At 63.7% G+C, this 23,605-nt stretch carries 20 protein-coding genes; 14 read left to right on the top strand and 6 right to left on the bottom strand.

Annotation, left to right across the window (positions count from 1 at the left end; genetic code table 11):
* Positions 1-17 precede the first annotated feature (17 nt).
* From argS to hslU, 4 genes are all read left to right on the top strand, one after another.
* Positions 18-1,763, top strand: coding sequence for an arginine--tRNA ligase (argS, locus tag R2E40_RS01095; RefSeq protein ID WP_318164564.1), 1,746 nt, complete (start codon positions 18-20; stop codon positions 1,761-1,763).
* Positions 1,764-1,766: 3 nt separating this feature from the next.
* Positions 1,767-2,606, top strand: coding sequence for an SPOR domain-containing protein (locus tag R2E40_RS01090; protein WP_011707775.1), 840 nt, complete (start codon positions 1,767-1,769; stop codon positions 2,604-2,606).
* 187 nt (positions 2,607-2,793) lie between these two features.
* The gene (hslV, locus tag R2E40_RS01085) at positions 2,794-3,327 is read left to right on the top strand and encodes an ATP-dependent protease subunit HslV (protein WP_005306539.1); all 534 of its coding nucleotides are present in this window, start codon (positions 2,794-2,796) and stop codon (positions 3,325-3,327) included.
* A 92-nt stretch (positions 3,328-3,419) separates the two neighbouring features.
* Entirely contained in the window at positions 3,420-4,748 is a 1,329-nt protein-coding gene (gene hslU / locus R2E40_RS01080; RefSeq protein WP_011707776.1) for an HslU--HslV peptidase ATPase subunit, read from the top strand.
* A 101-nt stretch (positions 4,749-4,849) separates the two neighbouring features.
* Here the strand turns inward: hslU and R2E40_RS01075 are convergent, their stop codons facing one another.
* A complete protein-coding gene (locus R2E40_RS01075; protein ID WP_318164563.1) occupies positions 4,850-6,265 on the bottom strand; it encodes an MFS transporter in 1,416 nt (471 codons plus the stop codon).
* 167 nt (positions 6,266-6,432) lie between these two features.
* Between R2E40_RS01075 and R2E40_RS01070 the strand changes: the two genes are divergently transcribed.
* The 6 genes from R2E40_RS01070 (at position 6,433) to mgtE (ending at position 14,448) form a co-directional block, all read left to right on the top strand.
* On the top strand, positions 6,433-7,344 hold the full coding sequence (locus R2E40_RS01070) for a LysR family transcriptional regulator (RefSeq protein WP_318164562.1): 912 nt from the start codon (positions 6,433-6,435) through the stop codon (positions 7,342-7,344).
* 287 nt (positions 7,345-7,631) lie between these two features.
* A complete protein-coding gene (gene nirB, locus R2E40_RS01065) occupies positions 7,632-10,178 on the top strand; it encodes a nitrite reductase large subunit NirB (protein ID WP_318164561.1) in 2,547 nt (848 codons plus the stop codon).
* A 106-nt stretch (positions 10,179-10,284) separates the two neighbouring features.
* Entirely contained in the window at positions 10,285-10,602 is a 318-nt protein-coding gene (gene nirD / locus R2E40_RS01055) for a nitrite reductase small subunit NirD (protein ID WP_318164560.1), read from the top strand.
* A 57-nt stretch (positions 10,603-10,659) separates the two neighbouring features.
* Complete coding sequence (nirC, locus tag R2E40_RS01050; RefSeq protein WP_318164559.1) at positions 10,660-11,472, top strand: nitrite transporter NirC; 813 nt, start codon at positions 10,660-10,662, stop codon at positions 11,470-11,472.
* A gap of 12 nt (positions 11,473-11,484) precedes the next feature.
* Positions 11,485-12,891: a siroheme synthase CysG gene (gene cysG / locus R2E40_RS01045; RefSeq protein WP_318164558.1), complete on the top strand. Its 1,407-nt coding sequence runs from the start codon at positions 11,485-11,487 to the stop codon at positions 12,889-12,891.
* Positions 12,892-13,023: 132 nt separating this feature from the next.
* A complete protein-coding gene (gene mgtE / locus R2E40_RS01040; RefSeq protein WP_318164557.1) occupies positions 13,024-14,448 on the top strand; it encodes a magnesium transporter in 1,425 nt (474 codons plus the stop codon).
* Between the two features lie 57 nt (positions 14,449-14,505).
* On the opposite strand, the gene R2E40_RS01035 is transcribed toward mgtE, so the two are convergent.
* A complete protein-coding gene (locus tag R2E40_RS01035; protein WP_318164556.1) occupies positions 14,506-16,359 on the bottom strand; it encodes a HAMP domain-containing methyl-accepting chemotaxis protein in 1,854 nt (617 codons plus the stop codon).
* A gap of 146 nt (positions 16,360-16,505) precedes the next feature.
* On the opposite strand from R2E40_RS01035, the gene rraA reads away from it, so the two are divergent.
* Positions 16,506-16,991: a ribonuclease E activity regulator RraA gene (rraA, locus tag R2E40_RS01030; RefSeq protein ID WP_005306574.1), complete on the top strand. Its 486-nt coding sequence runs from the start codon at positions 16,506-16,508 to the stop codon at positions 16,989-16,991.
* A 285-nt stretch (positions 16,992-17,276) separates the two neighbouring features.
* Here rraA and R2E40_RS01025 read toward each other — a convergent pair whose 3' ends face one another.
* The 3 genes from R2E40_RS01025 to R2E40_RS01015 form a co-directional block, all read right to left on the bottom strand.
* The gene (locus R2E40_RS01025) at positions 17,277-17,951 is read right to left on the bottom strand and encodes a 7-cyano-7-deazaguanine/7-aminomethyl-7-deazaguanine transporter (protein WP_011707785.1); all 675 of its coding nucleotides are present in this window, start codon (positions 17,949-17,951) and stop codon (positions 17,277-17,279) included.
* Positions 17,952-18,083: 132 nt separating this feature from the next.
* Positions 18,084-18,371: a DUF3630 family protein gene (locus tag R2E40_RS01020; RefSeq protein ID WP_318164555.1), complete on the bottom strand. Its 288-nt coding sequence runs from the start codon at positions 18,369-18,371 to the stop codon at positions 18,084-18,086.
* Positions 18,372-18,381: 10 nt separating this feature from the next.
* Entirely contained in the window at positions 18,382-19,809 is a 1,428-nt protein-coding gene (locus R2E40_RS01015; RefSeq protein ID WP_318164554.1) for a protein adenylyltransferase SelO, read from the bottom strand.
* A gap of 103 nt (positions 19,810-19,912) precedes the next feature.
* Here R2E40_RS01015 and R2E40_RS01010 point away from each other — a divergent pair, with 103 nt between their 5' ends.
* Positions 19,913-20,212 (top strand): c-type cytochrome, encoded by a 300-nt coding sequence (locus R2E40_RS01010; protein WP_017409746.1) that lies wholly within the window; start codon positions 19,913-19,915, stop codon positions 20,210-20,212.
* A gap of 31 nt (positions 20,213-20,243) precedes the next feature.
* Here R2E40_RS01010 and recQ read toward each other — a convergent pair whose 3' ends face one another.
* Positions 20,244-22,079 (bottom strand): ATP-dependent DNA helicase RecQ, encoded by a 1,836-nt coding sequence (gene recQ / locus R2E40_RS01005; RefSeq protein WP_011707789.1) that lies wholly within the window; start codon positions 22,077-22,079, stop codon positions 20,244-20,246.
* 133 nt (positions 22,080-22,212) lie between these two features.
* Between recQ and R2E40_RS01000 the strand changes: the two genes are divergently transcribed.
* Together R2E40_RS01000 and R2E40_RS00995 are read left to right on the top strand one after the other, a co-directional pair.
* Entirely contained in the window at positions 22,213-22,677 is a 465-nt protein-coding gene (locus tag R2E40_RS01000; RefSeq protein ID WP_029306122.1) for a thioesterase family protein, read from the top strand.
* Positions 22,678-22,801: 124 nt separating this feature from the next.
* Entirely contained in the window at positions 22,802-23,329 is a 528-nt protein-coding gene (locus tag R2E40_RS00995) for a hypothetical protein (RefSeq protein WP_011707791.1), read from the top strand.
* Positions 23,330-23,605: the final 276 nt, after the last annotated feature.

Raw genomic sequence — 23,605 nt, 5'->3', positions numbered from 1 at the left:
AACCTTGGTGGTCAGTTATGAAAGAGCATATTCATCATCTACTTGAACAAACGGTAGCCAATCTGAAGTCAGCGGGCGTCCTGCCGGCGGACCTGGAAGCCCGCGTGCAAGTAGACCGATGCAAGGAGAAGGCTCACGGCGACCTGGCCACCAACCTGGCCATGCTGCTGGCCAAACCGGCCCGCAAGAATCCCCGTGAGCTGGCCGCTGCCATCATCGAGCACCTGCCCGCCTCCGATCTGATCGCCAAGGTCGAGATCGCCGGCCCCGGCTTCATCAACTTCTTCTTCGACCCGAGCTGGCTGGCCGGTCAGGTGGAGGCCATGGTCGCCTCTGCCAACGCCAACGTGAAGCTGCCGGTGCCGCAGACCGTGGTGGTGGACTACTCCGCCCCCAACGTGGCCAAGGAGATGGCGGTGCACCACATTCGTTCCACCGTCCTCGGTGACGTGGCCGCCCGCGCGCTGGAGTTCCTTGGCCACAAGGTGGTGCGTGCCAACCACATCGGTGACTGGGGTACCCAGTTCGGCATGCTGATCGCCTATCTGGAGAAGATGGCCAACGAGCACGCCTCCGACATGGAGCTGCGCGATCTGGAAGCCTTCTACACCCAGGCCAAGCGCCACTACGACGAAGACGAAGCCTTCGCCGAGCGCGCGCGCAACTACGTGGTCAAGCTGCAGGGCGGCGATGAGTACTGCCGCGCCATGTGGAAGAAGCTGGTCGACATGACCATGGAGCAGAACCAGCGCAACTACGACCGCCTGAATGTCTCCCTGACCAACAAGGACATCATGGGCGAGTCCATGTACAACGACATGCTGCCCGAGATCGTCGCCGACCTGAAGACCAAGGGCCTCGCGGTCGAGAGCGAAGGCGCCACCGTGGTCTTCCTGGACGAGTTCAAGAACAAGGATGGCGAGCCCATGGGGGTCATCATCCAGAAGAGCGATGGCGGCTTCCTCTACACCACCACCGACATCGCCTGTGCCAAGTACCGTTACGAGACCCTGGGCGCCGACCGGGTGATGTACTTCATCGACTCCCGTCAGCACCAGCACCTGATGCAGGCCTGGACCATCACCCGCAAGGCAGGCTATGTGCCGGCATCCGTGCCCCTCGAGCACCACGCCTTCGGCATGATGCTGGGCAAGGACGGCCGTCCCTACAAGACCCGCTCCGGCGGCACCGTCAAGCTGGTCGACCTGCTGAACGAGGCGGAAGAGCGCGCGAGCGCCCTGCTGGAGAGCCGCAACAGCGACCTCTGTGCCGAGGAGAAGGCCCAGGTGGTGCACGCCATCGCCATGGGGGCGGTCAAGTATGCGGATCTCTCCAAGAACCGCACCACCGACTACATCTTCGACTGGGATCTGATGCTCTCCTTCGAGGGCAACACGGCACCGTATCTGCAGTACGCCTACACCCGGATCCAGTCCATCTTCCGCAAGGCCGGCGTCGATGAAGGCAGCCTGAGCGGCAAGGTGATCCTGGCCGAAGAGGCGGAAGAGACCCTGGCCCAGAAGCTGATCCAGTTCTCCGACGCGGTCAACGGCGTGGCGGACAAGGGGATGCCGCACCTGCTCTGTACCTATCTGTACGAGCTGTCCGGCAACTTTATGACCTTCTACGAAGCCTGTCCGATCAACAAGGATGGCGTCGATGAAGCGACCCGTCAGAGCCGCCTGCTGCTGTGCGCTGCCACCGCCAAGGTGCTCAAGCTGGGTCTGGGCGTACTGGGCATCCACACCCTGGAGCGCATGTAATAGATGGCGACCCGGGATTATGTCGGCAGCCGCCCGCGACGTCGGGCGGGTGGCCGCAACACCAAGAAAGCGGCACCTCGCCGCTTTCCTGTTATCCCGGCCCTGCTGGCCGGGGCGCTGCTGGCTGGGTTCGGCGGCTTCCTCTACACCATCAGTGGCAAGGGTCATGATGCCCCGACCATCGAAGAGCAGGTGAAAGCCAACAAGCCCAAGGCACAGAACAACGGTCTGCCGCAGGAGAAGTGGAGCTATATCGAACGGCTGGAGAACAAGCAGGTCGATATCACCGAGCCGCCGCCCCAGCCGGGCGTGCTGCCACCACCGCCGGCGGAAACCATGACCCTGCAGCCGGAGAAGCTGCCGCAACCGGTGCCGACCGACATTCCTCAGCCGGGTACCCCTATCGGTCAGGTGCAGCCCTACAAGCCGCAACCGGTACAACCGGCCAAGCCGGCGACCGGCGCACCGGTGGCCAGTGCCCAGGAGCAGGTGATCGACCGCAAGGCCGAACGGGATCGGATGGAGCGGGAGCTGCGTGCCGAACTGGAGCGGGAACGGGCCGAGGCCGCCAAGGCCAAAGCGGCGACCCCGCCCGCGACGGCCGATAACGAACGCTACATGATGCAGTGCGCCGCCCTGCGCTCGCAGGATTCCGCCGAATCGCTCAAGGCGCGCATCGCCTTCACCGCCGGGCTCTCTTCCAGCCTGCAGGTGGTCAACGGGGCTGGTGGCGCCGTCTACAAGGTGATGGTCGGTCCCTTCAGCGGCAAGGCGGCGGCCGATGCGGCCAACCGCAAGCTGCAGGGCTCCGGCATCAGTGGCTGCATCCCCAAGAAGGGCTGATCGCCGCGTCCATACCACAGGGCCGGGTGGCAACACCCGGCCCTGTTTCTTTTGGTGCCAGTTGTCACCGCTCCTCTCCCGCCCCGTTTGTCGCTCCACACCACAGGCTTGAAAAGCCGGTTTACCATCCCCATCTTTCTTGCCATGCACAGTCAGGCCGTCATTCGGCTCAAGCGAGGTAAGTAAAGTGACTACCATAGTTTCAGTTCGCCGCAACGGTCAGGTCGTCATCGGTGGCGATGGCCAGGTTTCCCTTGGCAACACCGTCATGAAGGGCAACGCCCGCAAGGTTCATCGCCTCTACAACGGCAAGGTACTGGCTGGTTTCGCCGGCGGCACCGCCGACGCCTTCACCCTGCTCGAGCGCTTCGAAGCCAAACTGCAGGCCCATCAGGGCAACCTGGAGCGCGCCGCCGTGGCGCTGGCCAAGGACTGGCGCACCGATCGCGCCCTGCGCCGCCTCGAGGCCCTGCTGGCCGTCGCCGACGAGCACAAATCCTTCATCATCACCGGCAACGGTGACGTGGTGCAGCCGGAGCACGATCTCATCGCCATCGGCAGCGGCGGCAACTTTGCCCAGTCCGCCGCCATCGCCCTGCTGGAGAACACCGAGCTCGACGCCAAGAGCATTGTCGAGAAGTCCCTCAAGATTGCGGGCGACATCTGTGTGTTCACCAACGGCAACCACACCATCGAAGTGCTGGATTATTCAGCTAAATAAGTCGGCGAAATAGGGCCGCCAAATAAGGCCGCCAGCCAAACCCCATTTTCCAAGGGGTGGGCCCTGCCCGCCCCGGATACAGGAACGCCATCATGTCCGAGATGACCCCGAGAGAAATCGTCCACGAGCTGGATCGTCACATCATCGGCCAGGCCGACGCCAAGCGCGCGGTCGCCGTCGCCCTGCGCAACCGCTGGCGCCGGATGCAACTCGATGAAGAGATGCGCCATGAAGTGACCCCGAAAAACATCCTGATGATCGGCCCGACCGGTGTCGGCAAGACCGAGATTGCCCGTCGTCTGGCCAAGCTGGCCAACGCCCCCTTCATCAAGGTGGAAGCGACCAAGTTCACCGAAGTGGGCTATGTCGGCAAGGAAGTGGACAGCATCATCCGCGATCTGACCGATGCCGCCATCAAGCTGGTGCGCGAAACCGAGATGGAGAAGATGAAATACCGCGCCGAGGAAGCCGCCGAAGAGCGCATCCTCGATGCCCTGCTGCCCAACCCGCGCAACAGCTGGGGCGAGGAAGAGAAAGCCGACAACTCCAACACCCGCCAGATCTTCCGCAAGAAACTGCGGGAAGGTCAGCTGGATGACAAGGAGATCGAGCTGGAACTCGCCGCCTCCCCGATGGGCGTCGAAATCATGACCCCGCCGGGCATGGAAGAGATGGCCAACCAGTTGCAGGGGCTGTTCCAGAACCTGGGCCAGAACCAGAAGAAGAAGCGCAAGATCAAGGTCAAAGAGGCCATGAAGGCGCTGATCGAAGAGGAAGCGGCTCGTCTGGTCAATCCGGAAGAGCTGAAGCAGAAAGCGATCGCTGCGGTCGAGAACAACGGCATCGTCTTCCTCGACGAGATCGACAAGATCTGCAAACGTGGCGAGAGCTCAGGCCCCGACGTCTCCCGTGAAGGGGTACAGCGCGACCTGCTGCCGCTGGTCGAGGGCTGCACCGTCAACACCAAGCACGGCATGGTCAAGACCGACCACATCCTGTTCGTCGCCTCCGGCGCCTTCCAGATCGCCAAGCCGTCTGACCTCATCCCCGAGCTGCAGGGCCGCCTGCCGATCCGGGTCGAGCTGACCGCGCTGACCACCGATGACTTCGAGCGGATCCTGACCGAGCCGAACGCCTCGCTGACCGATCAGTACCAGGCGCTGATGGCTACCGAAGGGGTCAAGATCGAGTTCACCAAGGATGGCATCCGCCGTCTGGCCGAAGCGGCCTGGCAGGTCAACGAGCGCACCGAGAACATCGGCGCCCGCCGCCTGCACACAGTGATGGAGCGCCTGATGGAAGACATCTCCTACGACGCCTCCGAGAAGTCCGGCGAGACCTTCGTCATCGACACCGACTACGTCAACGCCCACCTCGGCAAGCTGATTGAAGACGAGGATCTGAGCCGCTTTATCCTGTAAATCGAGAACGAGGTGCTGAGCGGTTGAATATCCTGTAAGCGAACCGCTCAATCTCATAACAAGACGCCTCCCCTGTGGAGGCGTCTTTGTTTTCAGCCCCCTCACGACTCGCAGCCTGCCCGGGTCGCTTCGCCCGGCGCATTGCACAGGTCTCTTCCCGCCAGCCAGAGCGCGGCCAGCAGCAACACGCCGCTCAGGGCGAAGCTGGCCTGCATGGCAAAGTGCAGCTCGCTGGCACTGGCGACGGCCGGATCGCCCCCTCCCGCCAGGCTGGCAAACAGGGCGCCGAGCCCGGCCGCCCCCGTCAGCTGACCCAGATTGCGCGCCAGGGTCAGCAGCCCGGCCACGGCACCCCGCGCCTGTCCGCCGCGGCCACCGATCACGGCGCTGTTGTTGGCGGTCTGAAACAGGGCGTAGCCGGCGGTCAGCAACAGGATCGGCAGCAGATAGCCGAGCGGGCCAAGGGCTGGGCTGAGCATCGCCAGCAAGGCCGCGGCGCCGCTCATCAGCAGCAAGCCCAGCCGCAGTACTGTGATGGCGCCGACCCTGTCCACCAGCCAGCCGGCGGGCAGCCCGGTCAGTGCCGCCAGCAGGGGCCCGCCCGAGATGAGCAACCCGCTGGTGAGCGGGTCGAGCCCGAATGCCCCCTGCAGATAGAAGGGGCCGATCAGCAGGGTCAGCACCATGATGCCGGCCACCAGTGCACTGGCCGCCAGACCACCGCGCAGCCGACGGGTACCCAGCAGCGCCAGCGGCAACAGGGGGGCGGCAGCACCCAGCTCGCTGCGCACCAGCCAGACGGTGGCCAGCAGCGCCCCGCCCCCCAGCCAGAGGGCCAACGCCCCCGTCGAGGTAAGGGCCAGCCCGTAGCAGAGCAGCGCCACCAGCAAGAGCGACAGACTCGCCAGATTGAGCCCCTCCCCCTCTGTACACGCCTCATCCCGAGGCAGGCCGAACAGGCCGCAGACCAGCGCCAGCAGGCCGATCGGCAGCAGCGCGAGAAAGGCCGGCTGCCAGCCGGCAACATCCAGCAACAGACCGCCAAACGAGGGGCCGAGCGCCGTGCCGCAGGCCGATAGGGTACCGAGCAACCCCATGCCCCGGCCACGCCGGGTAGGCGACACCAGCTGGCCCACCATGGCCAGCGACAGCACCAGCATGGAGGCCGCTCCCGCCCCCTGCAGCACCCGGGCGGCGAGCAGCCAGCCGATGGTCGGTGCCAACGCGCAGAGCAGGCTGGCCAGCACAAACAGTCCCATGCCCCAGAGCAGCAGGCGGCGCCGGCCGAACCTGTCCCCCAGCCGGCCCGCCACCACCGTCAGGCAGGTGAGCCCAAGCAGATAGGCCACCAGCACCCACTGCAGACTGGCGAAGGGAACGGCAAAGTCCGCACCCAGTGCCGGTAGCAGCATGCTGGCCATGCTCCCCGCCAGCATGGGCAACAGGGTGGCGAGGCCAAGCGCCAGCAGACCGAGGCGACGCGCAGCGGGGGGTAAAACACGGGTGAAGGGTGACATGATCCGGGCTCCACAAGGGGGTGATGACGACAAGGCTAGTGGGACCGGTGAACAGGCGGAAGACGCACCAGTTGCAGCTTATCAATGCAGCGGACGCCATATGAGGGGGCCCGTTCTCGGGTATGATGAAGCTGGCACCTTGCTCCCACCTCGATGAAGGCATGCACATGAGCACTCCCGACCTCAACCTGCTGATCACCCTGGATGCCCTGCTGGACGAAGGCAGCGTGGCGGGGGCGGCCAGACGACTGGGCTTGAGCCCCTCCGCCATGAGCCGGGCCCTGGCCAGGCTGCGGGAGACCACCGGCGACCCGCTGCTGGTGCGGGCCGGCCGCGGCCTGGTACCCACCCCCAGGGCGTTGCTGCTGCGCGAGCAGGTCGGCCGGCTGGTGCAGGAGGCCGAGGAGGTGCTGCGCCCCCGGCTGGAGGTCGACCCGGCGCGGCTGGAGCGCACCTTCACCCTGCGCGCCAGCGAGGGGCTGGTGGAACTGTTCGGCGCCGCCCTGCTGAGCCGGCTCGCCGCCGAGGCGCCGGGGGTGCGGCTGCACTTTCTGGCCAAACCCGACAAGGAGAGCCGCCCCCTGCGCAGCGGTGAGCTGGATTTCGAGACCGGGGTCATCAGCGCCACCACGGCGCCCGAGCTGCGTACCCAGGCGCTGTTTCAGGACCACTTCGTCGCCGTGCTGCGCCCGGGCCATCCACTGTGCGACGGCCCGCTGACCGCCAGCCGCTACGCCGAGGCGCGCCACGTGCTGGTGTCCCGCCGCGGCCAGCCCCACAGCCCGGTCGATGAGGCGCTGGCCAAGCTGGGGTTGACCCGCACCGTCACCACCCTGGTCCCCGGCTTTGCCACCGCGCTGGCGCTGGTGCGCGGCAGCGATCTGGTGGCCACGGTGCCGGAGCATCACTGCGCCGCCCTGCTGGGCGATCTGGTTGCACGCCCCCTGCCCTTCACCCTGCCCGGGATCCGGGTTGCCCTGCTCTGGCATCCCCGGCTGGACGCGGATCCGGCCCACCGCTGGCTGCGCACCCTCATTCGCGACACCTGCGCCCAAAGCCCCTACCGCCCCCTGCCGTAGGGCTCTCCCCTCACCAAACTGCCAATGAAGGAATCTTTCATGCCTTTTGACGGTACGGGCGTTGTTTTGCGTGGTCAATCAGGCCGCCCCTGCTGCTGCGCTCCCGATCCGCATTCCGCCACCAATTGCACCACTGGTATACCTATTTGTGTATAGCTTTGAATTATCAGGAATTACCCCTGAGGGGATATATAAATAGACACTTGATTTGCATCAATCGTCTGCCCCTGCCGACTGGGTAGCCTAGCCTCAGAATGATGTTTTATTACTCCAAACTTGAGGCAACTATGAGCAAAGTCAGACTGGTCGTTGTGGGCAACGGCATGGTGGGGCACCGCTTCATCGAAGAGCTGATCGAGCGGGCCGACCCGGGCCGCTACGAGATCACCGTCTTCGGTGCAGAACCCCGTCCCGCCTACGATCGCGTCCATCTCTCCTCCTACTTCTCCCATCACACCAGCGAAGATCTCTCCCTCGTCAAACCCGGCTTCTACGACAAGCACGGCATCCGCCTGCTGCTCGGCGAAGCGGTGAAAAAAATCGACAGGGTCAACCGCGAAGTGCACTCCAACAAGGGCACTGTGGTCGAGTACGACAAGCTGGTGCTGGCCACCGGCTCCTACCCCTGGGTACCGCCCATCCAGGGCAGTCAGCACCACGAGTGCTTCGTCTACCGCACCATCGAGGATCTGAAAGCCATTCGCAGCGCCGCCAAGAGCGGCAAGAGCGGGGTGGTGATAGGCGGCGGTCTGCTTGGCCTCGAAGCCGCCGGCGCCCTCAAGGCGCTGGGTCTCGAGACCCACGTGGTGGAGTTTGCTCCGGTGCTGATGGCCGAGCAGCTCGACGGTCAGGGCGGCCAGTTGCTGCGCCGCAAGATTGAATCCATGGGCGTGCAGGTGCACACCAGCAAGAGCACCAGCGAGATCCTGATGCACGGCGGCCGCGACGCCCAGCACCGCCTCGCCTTCGCCGACGGCAGCCAGCTTGAAGTGGACGTGGTGGTCTTCTCCACCGGTATCCGCCCGCAGGATACCCTGGGCCGTTACTGTGAACTGGCCATCGCCGACCGTGGCGGCATCGCTGTCGACGATCACTGCCTCACCTCCGACCCCGACATCTACGCCATCGGCGAGTGCGCCGCCTGGCAGGGCCGCTTCTTCGGGCTGGTGGCACCGGGCTACAAGATGGCCCAGATCACCGTCGACCACCTGCTCGGCGGCGACAGCCGTTTCGAAGGGGCGGACATGAGCGCCAAGCTCAAGCTGCTCGGCGTCTCCGTCGGCTCCATCGGTGATGCCCACGGCCGCACCCCTGGCAGCCACAGCTATGTGTTCCAGGATGACCAGGCCGGCGTCTACAAGAAGATCGTGGTGAGCGAAGACAACAGCCGCCTGCTCGGCGCCGTGCTGGTGGGTGACGTGGACGATTACGGCAACCTGCTGCAGATGATGCTCAACGCCCTGCCGCTGCCGAGCCACCCGGATACCCTGATCTTACCTGCCTACGCCGGTGCCAAGCCGACCCTGGGGGTGGATGCCCTGCCTGAGAGCGCCCAGATCTGCTCCTGCTTCGACGTCTCCAAGGGCGACATCGCCAAGGCGGTGGCCGAGGGTCACACCACGCTGGCCGCCATCAAGCAGCACACCAAGGCCGGTACCGGCTGCGGCGGCTGCGTACCGCTCATCAGCCAGGTGCTCAACGCAGAATTGGTGAAGCAGGGCATCGAGGTCAACAACCACCTCTGCGGCCACTTCCCCCACTCCCGCCAGGAGCTGTTCCACCTGGTCAAGGTGGAGGGGATCAAGAGCTTCGACGAGCTGCTGGCCAAGCACGGTCAGGGCCATGGCTGCGAGGTGTGCAAACCGACCGTCGGCTCCATCCTCGCCTCCTGCTGGAATGAGTACGTGCTGAGCCCGCTCAATACGCCGCTGCAAGACACCAACGACATCTTCCTCGGCAACATGCAAAAGGACGGCAGCTACTCCGTCATCCCGCGCATGGCCGGCGGTGAAGTGACCCCGGAGGGGCTGCTGGCGGTGGCCGAAGTGGCCCGCGACTACCAGCTCTACACCAAGATCACCGGCGCCCAGCGCATCGGTCTGTTCGGGGCCCAGAAGGACGATCTGCCCGCCATCTGGCGCAAGCTGCTGGCGGCGGGCTTCGAGACCGGTCAGGCCTACGCCAAGGCGCTGCGCATGGCCAAGACCTGCGTCGGCAGCACCTGGTGCCGCTTCGGCGTGCAGGACAGCGTCGGCCTCGGGGTCTTCCTCGAGAACCGCTACAAGGGCATTCGCACCCCCCACAAGATGAAGTTCGGTGTCTCCGGCTGTACCCGCGAGTGTGCGGAAGCCCAGGGCAAGGACGTCGGCATCATCGCCACCGATGCGGGCTGGAACCTCTATGTGGGCGGCAACGGCGGCATGAAACCGCGCCACGCCGACCTGCTGGCTTCTGACCTCGACCGCGAGACCCTGATCAAGCTGATCGACCGCTTTATGATGTTCTACGTCACCAGCGCCGACAAACTGCAGCGCACCTCGGTCTGGCTCGGCAACCTGGAAGGGGGCATCGACTACCTGCGCGAAGTGATCGTCGACGACAAGTTGGGGCTGGCCGAGACGCTGGAGCGCGATATCCAGACCCTTATCGACAGCTACGAGTGCGAATGGTCGCGCACCCTCAACGAAGAGGAGGCACTCAAGCGCTTCAGCCACTTCATCAACAGCGACAAGCGCGACCCGGACGTGCAGTTCGTCAGCGAACGCGACCAGCACCGACCGGCCACCCCGGCCGAGCGCATCCCCGTCTACCAGATCGAGGTGGAGACCAAATGATGAAATTAGCCTGCCAACTCAACGACATCCTGCCTGGCACCGGCGTGTGCGCTCTGCTCGAGGGGCGTCAGAATATGCCTGTTTCGCTCGATGTGGAGGTTCAATCATGAAATTAGCCTGCCAACTCAACGACATCTTGCCGGGAACCGGTGTCTGCGCACTCATTGAGGGTCGCCAGATTGCCCTGTTCCGCCCAAGCGCGGCGGCCGAGGTGTTCGCCATCGACAACCGGGATCCCTTCTTCGCCGCCAACGTGCTGTCGCGCGGCATCGTAGGTGAACACGAGGGTGATCTCTGGGTCGCCAGCCCGCTCAAGAAGCAGCACTTCCGTCTGCGCGACGGCCACTGCCTCGAGAACGCCGCCATGTCGGTACAAAGCTATCCCGTTGAAGTACGCGACCAGCAGGTCTGGGTCGCCGTCTAAAGCCGATTTCACTCTCTTTCGGGCTGCCTGCGGGCGGCCCTCTTGAAGGAACCAAAGATGTATACCGAAACCATCAACAAGTGCGCCGCCAACGCGGCCCGCATCAACCGCTTCGAGCGCAGCGACAAGCTCGGCTTCTGGCTCAGCTCCGCCATGGCGGGGGCCTATGTGGGCCTTGGCATCATCCTCATCTTCACCCTGGGCAACCTGGTGGATCCGAGCATCCGTCCGCTGGTGATGGGGGCCACCTTCGGCATCGCCCTGACCCTGGTCATCATCGCCGGCTCCGAGCTGTTCACCGGCCACACCATGTTCCTCACCTTCGGGGTGAAGACCGGCAAGATTTCCATGGGGGATCTGCTGCGCATCCTGCCGCAGACCTGGGCTGGCAACCTGCTCGGCTCCATCGCGGTGGCGCTGATCTACTCCTACGGCGGCAGCCTGCTGCCGGACGCGGGCAGCCTGGCGCACAAGGTGGCGCTGGCCAAGACCCAGGCACCGGCGCTGACCCTGTTCATGAAGGGCGGGCTGTGCAACTGGCTGGTCTGCCTCGCCATCTGGATGGCGCTGCGCACCGAGGGTGCCGCCAAGTTCATCGCCATCTGGTGGTGCCTGCTGGCCTTTATCGCCTCCGGCTATGAGCACTCGGTCGCCAACATGACCCTGTTCGCCCTCTCCTGGTTCGGTGCCCATTCCGAGGCCTACACCCTGGGCGGTATCGGCCACAACCTGCTGTGGGTGACCCTCGGCAACACCGTCTCCGGCGCCCTCTTCATGGGCCTCGGCTACTGGTATGCCACCCCCAAGGCTGAGCGCCCGGTCGCGATGAGCGAGACCACCAGCTCCGCCAGCCAGACCCAAACCGCCTGATCAGGAGGCCCCATGGACTACTTGCCCATCTTTTGCCGACTCGACAACAAACCCGTGCTGCTGGTCGGCGGCGGCGAGGTAGCGGAGCGCAAGGCGCGCCTGCTGCTGGATGCCGGTGCCCAGATCACCGTGGTCGCGCCCGAGCTCGACCCCGAGCTGGCGGAACTGGCTGCCAACGGCAGCATCGAGTGGCTGGCCGGTGAATTCGCGCCGGCGCAACTGACGGGCAAGTGGCTGGTGGTGGCTGCCACCGACAGGCGCGAGGTGAACGCCCTGGTCTACCAGAGTGCCAATCAGGCGCGGATCTTTGCCAACGTGGTGGATGACCCGAAACGCTCCAGCTTCATCATGCCATCGATCATCGACCGCTCGCCGCTGATGGTGGCCATCTCCTCCGGCGGCAAGGCTCCTGTGCTGGCCCGCTTGCTGCGGGAAAAACTCGAAGCCCTGCTGCCACAGCATCTGGGCGCCGTGGCGGCCTTCGCCGGCAGCCTGCGGGAGCGGGTCAAGGCCCGCTTCGCCAGCATGGGCGAGCGGCGCCGCTTCTGGGAACGGCTGCTCGGGGCGGACCGGCTCGGGCAGGCGCTGGCACGGGGCGATAGCGCCTCTGCCAATCAGCTGGCCGACATCCTGTTTGCCGACGAGAGCCAGAGCGGTGGCGAGGTGGTGCTGGTGGGGGCAGGCCCCGGCGATCCGGGTCTGCTCACCCTGCACGCCCTGCGCCAGATGCAACAGGCGGACGTGGTGGTCTATGACCGGCTGGTATCCGATGAGGTGATGGCGCTGGTGCGCCGGGATGCCAAGTGTATCTTCGTCGGCAAACAGGCGGGCAACCACTGCGTGCCGCAGGAGGGGATCAACCAGCTGTTGCTGGAGGAGGCGAAGAAGGGCCAGCGGGTGGTGCGGCTGAAGGGGGGTGACCCCTTCATCTTCGGCCGTGGCGGCGAGGAGCTGGAGACGCTGGTGGGCAGCGGCATCGGCTTTCAGGTGGTGCCGGGGATCACCGCGGCCAGCGGCTGCGCCGCCTACGCCGGCATTCCGCTGACCCACCGCGACCACGCCCAGAGCGTGCGCTTCGTCACCGCCCACGGCAAGGGTGGCGCCCAGGATCTCGACTGGCCGCTGCTGGCCAAAGACAAACAGACCCTGGTGTTCTACATGGGGCTCTCCTCCTGCGCTACCATCCGCGAGCAGCTGCTGACCCACGGCAAGGCGGGCGACACCCCGGTGGCGCTGATCGAGCGCGGCACCCAGCCAAGCCAGCGGGTGATTCGCGGTACCCTCGATCAGTTGCCCGAACTGGCGGTGGGGGTCGAGAGCCCTGCCCTCATCATGGTGGGATCTGTGGTGACCCTGGCGGACCAGCTTGCCTGGTTCGGGCAAGGATGCGCCGCAGATGCGGCCCTGGCCTCGGCCTGATCGCTGCATCTATGTCAACGCCACCCTCGGGTGGCGTTTCTTTTTCTGCATTTACTGTCATAACCTCTTGTTTTGAGTCTGGTATCCTATGGGGTGTGTCAGCCGGACCACCGAATTCAGGAATTCTGCTTCATGTCCCTCCCCGCCAAGAACAGCGCCAAACAGCGTGAACAAGACAGATCGCGCATTCTCACCCTGCTGCTGGCCGATGATGCCCTCACCGACAGCCTGCTCGACCCGCAAGGGGTGCAGGATGCCGCCCTGCGGGATCAGACCAGCGAGCTCACCCGGCTGGTCAACAGCCTGCCCGCCGCCGATATCGCCGATGCGCTGGAATCCCTGCCGCCGGACGAGCGTCACGTGCTGTGGCAGCAGGTGGACGAGGAGAAGCACGGCCAGATCCTGGTGGAGGCGTCGGAGACGGTGTGGGACAGCCTGATCAGCGGCATGAGCGACAAGGAGCTGCTGCACGCCCTGCGCACCCTCGACATCGACGATCAGATCTATCTGGGCCAGTACCTGCCCCGCAACCTGATGGGCCGACTGCTCACCTCCATGGCCCCGGCCCAGCGCGACCGGGTGCGGGAGGTGATCCGCTACGGCAAGCACACGGTCGGCGCCATGATGGACTTCGAGCTCATCACGGTGCGGGCCGAGGTGAGCCTGGCCACGGTGCAGCGCTACCTGCGCCTGCGCGGCAAGATCCCCGCCAACACCGACAAGCTGTTCGTCACCGACCGGCGCAACCGGCTGCAGGGGGAGCTGCCACTCACGACCGTGTTGCTGCACAAACCCGAAACCCTGGTGCGCGACGTGATGGAGAAGGATCCGGTCACCTTCGATCCGGAAGACAATGATGAAGCCGCCGCCCGTACCTTCGAGCGGGATGACCTGGTCTCCGCCGCCGTCATCGACGGCCGCGGCAAGCTGATGGGCCGGCTCACCGTCGCCGAGGTGGTGGATCTGGTCTATGAGGAGAGCGACACCGACCTGCGCCGGATGGGGGGGATCAGTGAAGAGGAGGACGTGTTCGCGCCCGTCTCCAAGGCGGTCAAGACCCGCTGGGCCTGGCTCGCCATCAACCTCTGCACCGCCTTCGTGGCATCGCGGGTGATCGGTCTGTTCGAACACACCATCTCCCAACTGGTAGCGCTGGCGGCGCTGATGCCCATCGTCGCCGGCATCGGCGGCAACACCGGCAACCAGACCATCACCATGATAGTGCGGGCCCTGGCGCTGCAGCATATCCAGACCGGCAACGTCTCCTTCCTGCTGTGGCGCGAGCTGGGGGTAGCCCTGATCAACGGCCTGGTGTGGGGCGGCACCATGGGGGTGGCCACCTACATCCTCTATCAGGATGCGGCGCTCGGCGCGGTGATGACGCTCGCCATGATGCTCAACCTGCTGGTGGCGGCGCTGATGGGGGTCATCATCCCCATGACCATGAGCCGGCTGGGCCGCGACCCGGCGGTGGGGGCCAGCGTGATGATCACCGCCATCACCGACACCGGCGGTTTCTTCATCTTCCTGGGGCTGGCCACCCTGTTCCTGCTTTGATCCGCTTGGCAATAAAAAGGGAGCCTTTATGGCTCCCTTGTTCATTCGGCGCGGCCGCTACACCCGGTATTTGGCCACCGCCTGGTTGAGCAGCTTGGCCTGCTCGGTCAGGCCGTGACTCGATTTGGCGTTCTCCTCCGCCATCAGGCTCGACTCCTGGGCGATGTCGCGGATGTTGTTGACGTTGCGGTTCACCTCGTTGGCCACCAGGCTCTGCTGTTCGATGGCGGCGGCAATCTGGGTGCTCATGTCCATGATGTGGGTGACGTCCTGGGTGATCTGCTCCAGCAGTTCACCCGCCATGCTAGCCTGCTCCGAGCTGCTGTTGCCCTGCTCGCGGCAGGTTGCCATCATGCCCACTATGTTGCCGGTCTGCTTCTGCAGCGAGCTGATGATGCCGGCGATCTCCTGGGTCGACTTCTGGGTGCGAATGGCGAGGCTGCGCACCTCGTCCGCCACCACCGCAAAGCCGCGCCCCTGATCCCCCGCCCGCGCAGCCTCGATGGCCGCGTTGAGCGCCAGCAGGTTGGTCTGCTCGGCGATGCCGCGGATCACATCCAGCACAGAGCCGATGGTTTCGCTCTCCTGCTGCAGCTGGGCCACTTCGCGGGAGGAGTTCTCCAGATTGTCGGCCAGGGAGCGGATCTGGCTGACGGTGTTCTCCACCGCACTGCGCCCCTCCATCGCCTTGTTGTTGGTGGTCTGGGCATTGTTGGCGGCCTGCTCTGTGTTGCGGGCAATCTCCTCTATGGTGGAGCCCATCTCGGTGGAGGCGGTCGCCACCATGTCGGTCTCCTGCAACTGGCGAGCGGCCCCCTCGCTGGTGCGGCGCACGTTGCCGGAGAGGTGATCTGCCGCCTCGGTCAGGGTGTGCACGCTCTGTTTCACATCGCCGATGAGGTGGCGAAAGCCCCCCAGCATCACGTCCAGATTGCCTGCCAGCTGGGCCATCTCGTCCGCCCCCTGCAGCTCTATCTTGAGGCGCAGGTCGTTGTCTTGCCGGATGCGGTTGACGGTGTCGTTCACCCGCGAGATGGGGCGGTCGATGCTGCGGCCCAGCAGCATGCTCATGATGCCGATCAGCACTATGATGATGCCCCCGCAGACCAGCATCAGGGTATTGAGACGCGAGGTCTGCCGTACCAGCTCATCGGCGATGTGCTTGCCGACGGCGGTAAAGCCCTGCTCGGTCTGATGCACCAGTCCCCGCATCTCATTGCGCAGCCCCTCATCTTCACTCAGCCCCAGCACTTGCATGCCCTGCACCAGCGCGACAAAGTCCTGCCGGTACTGCTCGCTGGCCTGCTCCAGCTTGCCGCGATCAGCCTCCGGCAGGGTTGCCAGTCGCTGCTGGAAATCCTTGTGCAGGGTCTGGAAGCGTTCCAGATACTGGATGTCGGAGCGCAGCATGAAGTCTTTCTCCGCCCGCCGCAGCTGCAACATGGTGATGAGCAGCCCCTGCTCATCGAGCTGCTTGAGCCCCTCTTCCACCTGATGTACCGCCGTTCTCAAGCGACCGTAGAGGCCGTCCTCCGGCCCCAGCCCGATGAGCTGCTGCTGGGCTACCAGATCGTTGAAGGCCTTGCCGTAGGCCCCCATTTGCTGATCCAGCCGGGCCAGATCCCCCTGCACGGCAGTGAGGTTGTCATCCTGACCCAGGGTCTGGTTGAGTTGGTGAAAATTGGTCAGCACCTCGTTGAAGCGGGTCACGAAGGCCGGATCCTTGCGGATCAGAAAATCCTTCTCGGCCCGTCGCAGGTTGAGCATGGCGATCTCGAGCCCGTCCACATTGCGCTGGGCTTCGGTCAGATCACGACTCACCTGGTTGGAGTAGAGAAACAGGCCGCTCAATACCAACATGGCAACGGCGACCAGCGCGGTATTCAGGATCAATTTATGACGGATCAGCACGATGAACCTCTCACAAGCACGGGATGGATTGCATTGAGCTTATGCGGAAAACGTTATCCCCGTTGTTGTTCAAGGAATATTCATTGAAATGCCGGTCCCACTCCTTATACTGGATCCCACCTGTTTCCAGCGGTGGATTTGACACAATGGAATACAACACTTCAGAACTGTGCGACATCTATCAGGACATGGTGGATGTGCTCGAACCCATGCTCTGCTCCTTCGGCGGCCGCGCCTCTTTCGGCGGCGTCATCACCACAGTCAAATGCTTCGAATCAAACGGCCTGATCCGTGAACTCGTCAAAGAGAACGGCGTCGGTCGGGTGTTGCTGATCGATGGCGGTGGCTCCATGCGCCGCGCCCTGATCGACAGCGAGATCGCCACCACGGCGGCCGAGAACGAGTGGGAAGGGATCGTCTGCTACGGCTGTGTACGCGAGGTCGACATTCTGGAAGACTTGGATATCGGCATTCAGGCGCTGGCAGCCATTCCGGTGGGTGCCGACAGCAAGGACGTGGGCGAGACCGATCTGCCGGTCAACTTCGGCGGTGTCACCTTCCTGCCGGACGACCACCTCTACGCCGATACCACAGGGGTGATCCTCTCCCCCGATGCACTCGACATAGAGTAAGCAGAGCAGAGTGAAAATGGGAGCCAAGGCTCCCATTTTTTATGCCCGTCGCTGGCCGAAAACATGCAAAACGAAAACATGCAAAAAAAGAGGGCCAGTAAAAACTGGCCCCTTAACTGGAAGCAATGTGAGCAATGTCGTGCCTTCACAAGAAGTCCATCACGTTGGAACGAATGAAGTCTTTCCCGGAAAACAAGGTAACAATAATCATTCTCATTTAACTTGGCAACCCTTATTTGCCAAAAATGCAAAAAAATTGACCACCCCCAGGGGTGGTCAATCTCGTCAGGCTTGCCGTGTCGCCGTTTGCAGGCCGGCCAATCCGGCCTCGCCCACCAGCTTGCGGCTGAGATAACGCAGCAGCACACCGTAGAGCGGCACAAACAATCCCAGGCTTATCAGCAGCTTGAACACGTAGTCCACGGTGGCAATCTCGACCCAGTGCTCGGCCATGAAGGGATCCGTGCTGCGCCAGAAAGCGATGGTGAAGAAAGCGATGGTGTCCACCAGGTTGCCGAACAGAGTGGAGGCAGCCGGTGCCACCCACCAGGCTTTCAGCAGCCGCAGCCGGTTGAATACCACCACATCCATGAACTGGCCCACCAGATAGGCCATAAAACTGGCCAACGCAATCCGGGCAACAAAGAGGTTGAATTCAGCCAGGTTGCCGACGCCCTGGAAGCTGCCCTCGAAGAACAGCACCGACAGGGCATAGGAGATGGCCAGCGCCGGCAGCATCACGGTCTGGATGATCTTGCGCGCCAGACCGGCCCCGAAGATCCGCACCGTCAGGTCGGTGGCCAGAAAGATGAACGGGAAGCTGAAGGCACCCCAGGTGGTGTGGAAGCCGAAGATGGTGATCGGCAGCTGCACCAGATAGTTGCTGCTGGCAATGATCAGGATGTGGAACAACGAGAGGCGCACCAGCGCCGTCTGGTGCTGAGCAGGGGTCAGATTCATATTGTGACCTTTTTGGTTAATGGGGTTAGGGAACCCATACCGCCACCATTGGCGATAATTGAGGGGCGAGATTATACGCCCCCACACTGATAGTTCAATCTTTATGCGGTTGCTTGAGGCTGCCGCCCCTGCTCAGCCCTGATGCTGACGAACCAGCCAGAGCAGCACCTCGGCATCGGCCGGCTGCTCCGCCGCCAGCCAGCAGCCGCTGTAGTGTTCGTATTCGAGCCGAAAGCGGCTCCCCTCGAACTCCAGCAGCCAGCTGTGACGATCGGCGCCACACTCCCGCTCGAGCGCCACCAGCTCCCACTCCTGCAACAGGGCGTTAGCCAGGGTAGGAAAGCTGTCCCAGTCGAGCGCGGAGTTCACCAACATCACCACCCCGGCGTCCCTGTCTGTCTGCGTGATACGCCAGTTCATCTGCGGCTCCTCAACTGCTGCAAGAGAGCTCGCCACCGCAATACCATGCCGGTTGCGGAGTAGCGAGATCTTCGTATTCGGGTTGCTCATCATAGGGGTGCTGCAAGGCCGCAAACAGCCGCTCGAACGGTACCATGTCGCCCTGCTCGGCAGCCTCGATCACCCGCTGGGCCAGCGCGTTGCGCAGCACATACTTGGGATTGATCGCATCCATCCGCCCCTTGCGTACGCCATCCTCGCTCCCTTCCCGGGCCAGGCGCGCCCGATAGGCCTCAAGCCACCCTTGCCAGGCGGCAGGATCCGGCAGCAGGGCCAGCAGGCTGGCGGGCCATGCCCCCTCTCGCGTCACCTCACCGAGACGACGCAGGAACAGGTGGTAATCCACCCCGTGCGCCGCCAGCAGCCGGAACAGCTCGCGGAACAGCGCCGGATCGTCGTCTTCCCACACCGCCAGCCCAAGTTTGGCGCGCATCAGTTCGGAGTAGTGGAGCATCAACTGGTGTTCATACTGGGCCAAGGCCGCAGCCAGCGCGTCCCCATCCACGTGGCCGGCCAACGCCTGCGCCAGCTTTTGCAGGTTCCAATAACCGACCGCCGGCTGCTGATCCAGCGCATAGCGGCCGCCCGGATCCGAGTGGTTGCAGACAAAGTCCGGCACATAGGCATCGATGAAACCATAGGGACCATAATCCAGCGTCAGCCCGAGCAGCGACATGTTGTCGGTGTTCATCACCCCGTGGCAGAAGCCTGCCGCCTGCCACTTGGCGATGAGCCGCGCGGTGCGGCGCACCACTTCGGCAAACAGCTCGGCACCATCGGCCAGCTCGGGGAAATGGTGGCACAGCAGATAGTCGATAAGGGCCGGGATGCGCTCCCCCTGCCCGCTCCAGGCGAAATACTCGACGTGACCGAAGCGCAGATGGCTTGGGGCGGTACGCAGCACGGTCGCGCCTGTCTCCACCTGCTCGCGGTAGACCGGCTCCTGGCTGCCCACCAGCACCAGTGCCCGGGTGGTGGGAATACCGAGGGCGTGCAGTGCCTCGGAGGCCAAATACTCGCGAATGCTGGAGCGGAGCACAGCGCGACCGTCGCCGAAACGGGAAAAGGGGGTCTTGCCCGCCCCTTTCAGGTGCAGGTCCCAGCGGCTGCCATCCGGCGCCTGCTGCTCCCCCAGCAGCAGGGCGCGGCCATCGCCGAGACGCGGGCTGTAGCCGCCGAACTGGTGGCCCGCATAGACCTGGGCCACAGGCTGCATGCCGGGCAAGGGCTGCCCATGGCCACAGCAGGCCAGCCAGTCGGCCTCGCTCACCGCCCCCAGTCCCAGCTCGCCGAGCAGCGCACGGTTGAGGTGCAACAAGCCGGGGGCATGCAGTGGCTGGGGTGCGACGGGCTCGCAGGCCCAGGGCAGTTCGGTGGCAAAAGTGTTGATCAGCTTCATGGTGGTGCGATTCGTCCCTGCGTATGCTCGTGTCACTCTTTATACCGCCGTCGGCCAGCACTGGCTAACGGACGATGCGCTATTTCATTTCAAGGAGAAGAAGATGCAAAGATGGTTGGGCGCCCTGCCCCTGTTGCTGTTGTTGTGGGGGCCGGCCCAGGCGGCCGATGTCGAGGCAGGCAAGGCCAAGGCCGCCGTCTGCGCCGCCTGTCACGGGGTCGAAGGCAGGGCTCTGATCCCCAACTATCCCCATCTGGCGGGACAAAACGCCGCCTATCTGGTCAAACAGCTGAAGGCCTTCAAGGATGGCAGCCGCAAGGAGCCCTTGATGGTGCCCTTCATGGCGCCACTCACCGATGCGGACATGGAGAACCTGGCGGCCTATTACGCCAGCCTCAAATAACCGGCGCGCCCGGTGCAGCTTCACCAAGCTCCTACCGACGGCAGTAGTCGATGATCAGGTCCATAAAGGCTTCGCCGAAGCGTTCCAGCTTGCGGTGACCCACGCCGTTGACCGCCAGCATTTCCGCCTCGGTCATCGGCATCAGCTGCGCCATCTCGACCAGGGTGGCATCGTTGAACACCACATAGGGCGGCACCTCTTCATCCTCGGCGATCTGCTTGCGCAGGGCGCGCAGCTCCTTGAACAGCCGCTTGTCGTAGTTGGCGTTGTCGAGCAGGCCGTTGCGCTTCTCCTTGCGGCTGGAGATGGGCTGCAGGCGCGGCACCGCCAGATCCAGCTTCACCTCGCCGCGCAGCACGGGACGGGCCGCCTCGGTCAACTGCAGCACCAGATTGCGGGTGATGTTCTGGGTCAGCAGCCCCTTGTGGATCAGCTGGCGGATCACGCTCATCCAGTACTCGTGGCTCTGATCCTTGCCGATGCCGTAGGTCGACAGCTTGTCGTGGCCGTGGTCCTTGATGCGCTGGTTCAGCGACCCGCGCAGCACCTCCACCACATAACCCACCCCGAAATTCTGCCCCACCCGCCAGACGCAGGAGAGCGCCTTCTGGGCATCTTCGGTGCCGTCGTAGCTCTGGGGCGGGTCGAGGCAGATGTCGCAGTTGCCGCACGGCTTGTCGTTGTACTCGCCGAAGTAGTTGAGCAGCACCTGCCGGCGGCAGGTCTGAGCCTCGGCGAAGGCCGCCATCACGTTGAGCTTGTACTGCTCCACCTGCAACTGCTGGGGGTTTTCGATGTTGTCGAGCAGCCGGCGCACCCGGCCGATGTCGGCGGGATCGTACAGCAGCAGCGCCTCGGCCGGGGTGCCGTCGCGGCCGGCCCGGCCGGTCTCCTGATAGTAGGATTCGATGTTCTTGGGGATGTCGTAGTGCACCACGAAGCGCACATTGGGCTTGTCGATGCCCATGCCGAACGCCACCGTCGCCACCACTATCTCGATGTCGTCCTTGAGGAAAGACTCCTGAGTGCGCTGGCGCAGCTCGAGCGGCAGGCCGGCATGATAGGGCGCCGCCTTGCAGCCGTGGCGGGAGAGCCGCTCGGCCACCTCTTCCACCCGATTGCGGCTGGAGCAGTAGACGATGCCGCAGTTGCCCTTCTGGCTCTGCACATAGCGCAGCAGCTGCTCCGCCGCCTTGAACTTCTCCACCAGGCTGTAGCGGATATTGGGTCTGTCAAAGCTGGCGGTGTGGATAAAGGGGTCGTGGAGTTCCAGCCGATGCAGCATGTCGCTGCGGGTCGCCTCGTCGGCGGTGGCGGTGAGCGCCACCACGGGCACCTGGGGGAACCACTGCTTGAGCCGGCCCAGCGCCGCGTATTCCGGCCGAAAATCGTGGCCCCACTGGGAGACGCAGTGCGCCTCGTCGATGGCGAACAGACCGAGCGGCAGCTCCGCCAGCCGATCCATGAACTCGTGCTGCAGCAGGCGTTCGGGGGAGACATAGACGATTTTTATCTCGCCGCGCCGCATGGCGGCAAAGTTCTGGATCATCTCCTCCCGGCTGAGAGCCGAGTTGATGTAGACCGCCGCCACGCCGTTGGCGCGCAGGCTGTCCACCTGATCCTTCATCAGCGAAATGAGGGGAGAGACCACCACCCCGAGCCCAGGGCGCAGCAGCGCCGGGATCTGGTAGCAGAGCGACTTGCCGCCACCGGTGGGCTTGAGCACCAGCGCATCGCGCCCCGCCACGATCTGCTCGATGATTTCGAGCTGGCCCGGCCGGAATTGCTGATAGCCGAACACCGCCTGCAGCAGGGCAAGCGGATTCTCTGGCTGGGGGTCAGGCAGGGTTTCGGCAATGGCGGTCATGGGCTCTCCTTTGGGGTCGCCATTCTAAAGCAGCCGCCGCCCACAATAAACCTGCCATTGCGACTGTTAAGGAAGTGTTGCAGACTGGCTGGAGTTTTTACTCGGTCGTACTGCCAGGGATCGGACTCAAGGAATGAAACAGATGCTCAAGAAGATGGCGCTCAGTGGCATTGCCAACCTGTTCGCCGAGAGGATGCCGTTCAACAAGCTGATCGGCATGCAGGTGACGCACTACGACTTTGACAAGGTGGAGCTGCGCATCAAGATGGAGGAGAAGCTGATCGGCAACCCCTTCCACAACATCCTGCACGGCGGCGTCACCGCCAGCCTGCTCGATGTGGCCGGCGGCATGATAGTCGCCGCCTCCTGCATCGACGAGCTGGAAGACTTCTCTCCCAGCTATCTCAAGGAGCGCTTCTCCCGCCTCGGCACCATCGATCTGCGGGTGGACTACCTGCGACCGGGGCGCGGCAATGAGTTCATCGCCACCGCCCACATCATCCGGGCCGGTAGCAAGGTCGCGGTTGCCCGCATGGAACTGCACAACGAAGAAGGGACTCATATCGCCTTCGGCACCGGCACCTACCTGGTGGGCTGAGCCAGCCTACTGCATAAAAACCACGCTGCTAATCTGATTTTAATCATTAGAAACCTTACCCCCTCTGCCGCCACCGGGTTCATACTGAAAGTCGGGATTGTGTGCAGAGGGAGGATTGCAGGCGATGAGTGCGAAACTGGCCACCAAACCATCCAGAGCCTTGTTGAGGCAGCTCGAGTCCATGCTCGACGAGGTGCAGACACCCGAGTGTCGCCACTGGCTGGAACAGGAGCTTGAGGGATACTCTCTCTGTTCGCCCCTGCCTTGGTATCGCATCATAGCCTGTCGGCAACGCGGTCACTTCTTGGATCTGAAGACGGGAAAATACCTGACTTGTCATATCAACAGTCAAACGCTAAGCCAACGCGATCTGGCCCAAATTCAGTTCATCTATGCCCGTGAACCCGCCGCCCACTATTTGCTGCAACGCAATTCCGGTATTGAGCCCTGGCCAGAACAGCTGCTGGAAGATTATCAGGAGCAGCTGATCCCCGGCCATCTATGCCTGCAAGCCTGGCATGAGCCCGTGTCTTCATTACGTGAACAACTGATGGAGGGAATCGAACATTTCATTAGTGAGTACCCCAAGCACGCGGCCTTGCAACCTCAGCATGGCTTCAAGGCATTGCGGCATCAGCACTGGCATATCTAACAGGCGCCTGGCGCGCAAGGAGGGCACCATAGACAGAACCCAACCAGAGATTGCCACAATCTAGAGTGCCGGAGTCAGGATCAGACTCCACCCTGGGCCACCGAGCGGTGGCCCTTTTATTGCCCAGCTCCGGACAACTAGGCAGAGAGACAGAGAGACAGAGAGACAGAGAGACAGAGAGACAGAGAGACAGAGAGACAGAGAGACAGAGAGACAGAGAGACAGAGAGACAGAGAGACAGAGAGACAGAGGAGCATTGCTGTTACCCTAGCAAGC

The organism is Aeromonas sp. CD (genome assembly GCF_033349375.1).
Classification (GTDB): domain Bacteria; phylum Pseudomonadota; class Gammaproteobacteria; order Enterobacterales; family Aeromonadaceae; genus Aeromonas; species Aeromonas hydrophila.
This window is presented reverse-complemented; position numbering and strand designations above follow the sequence as displayed.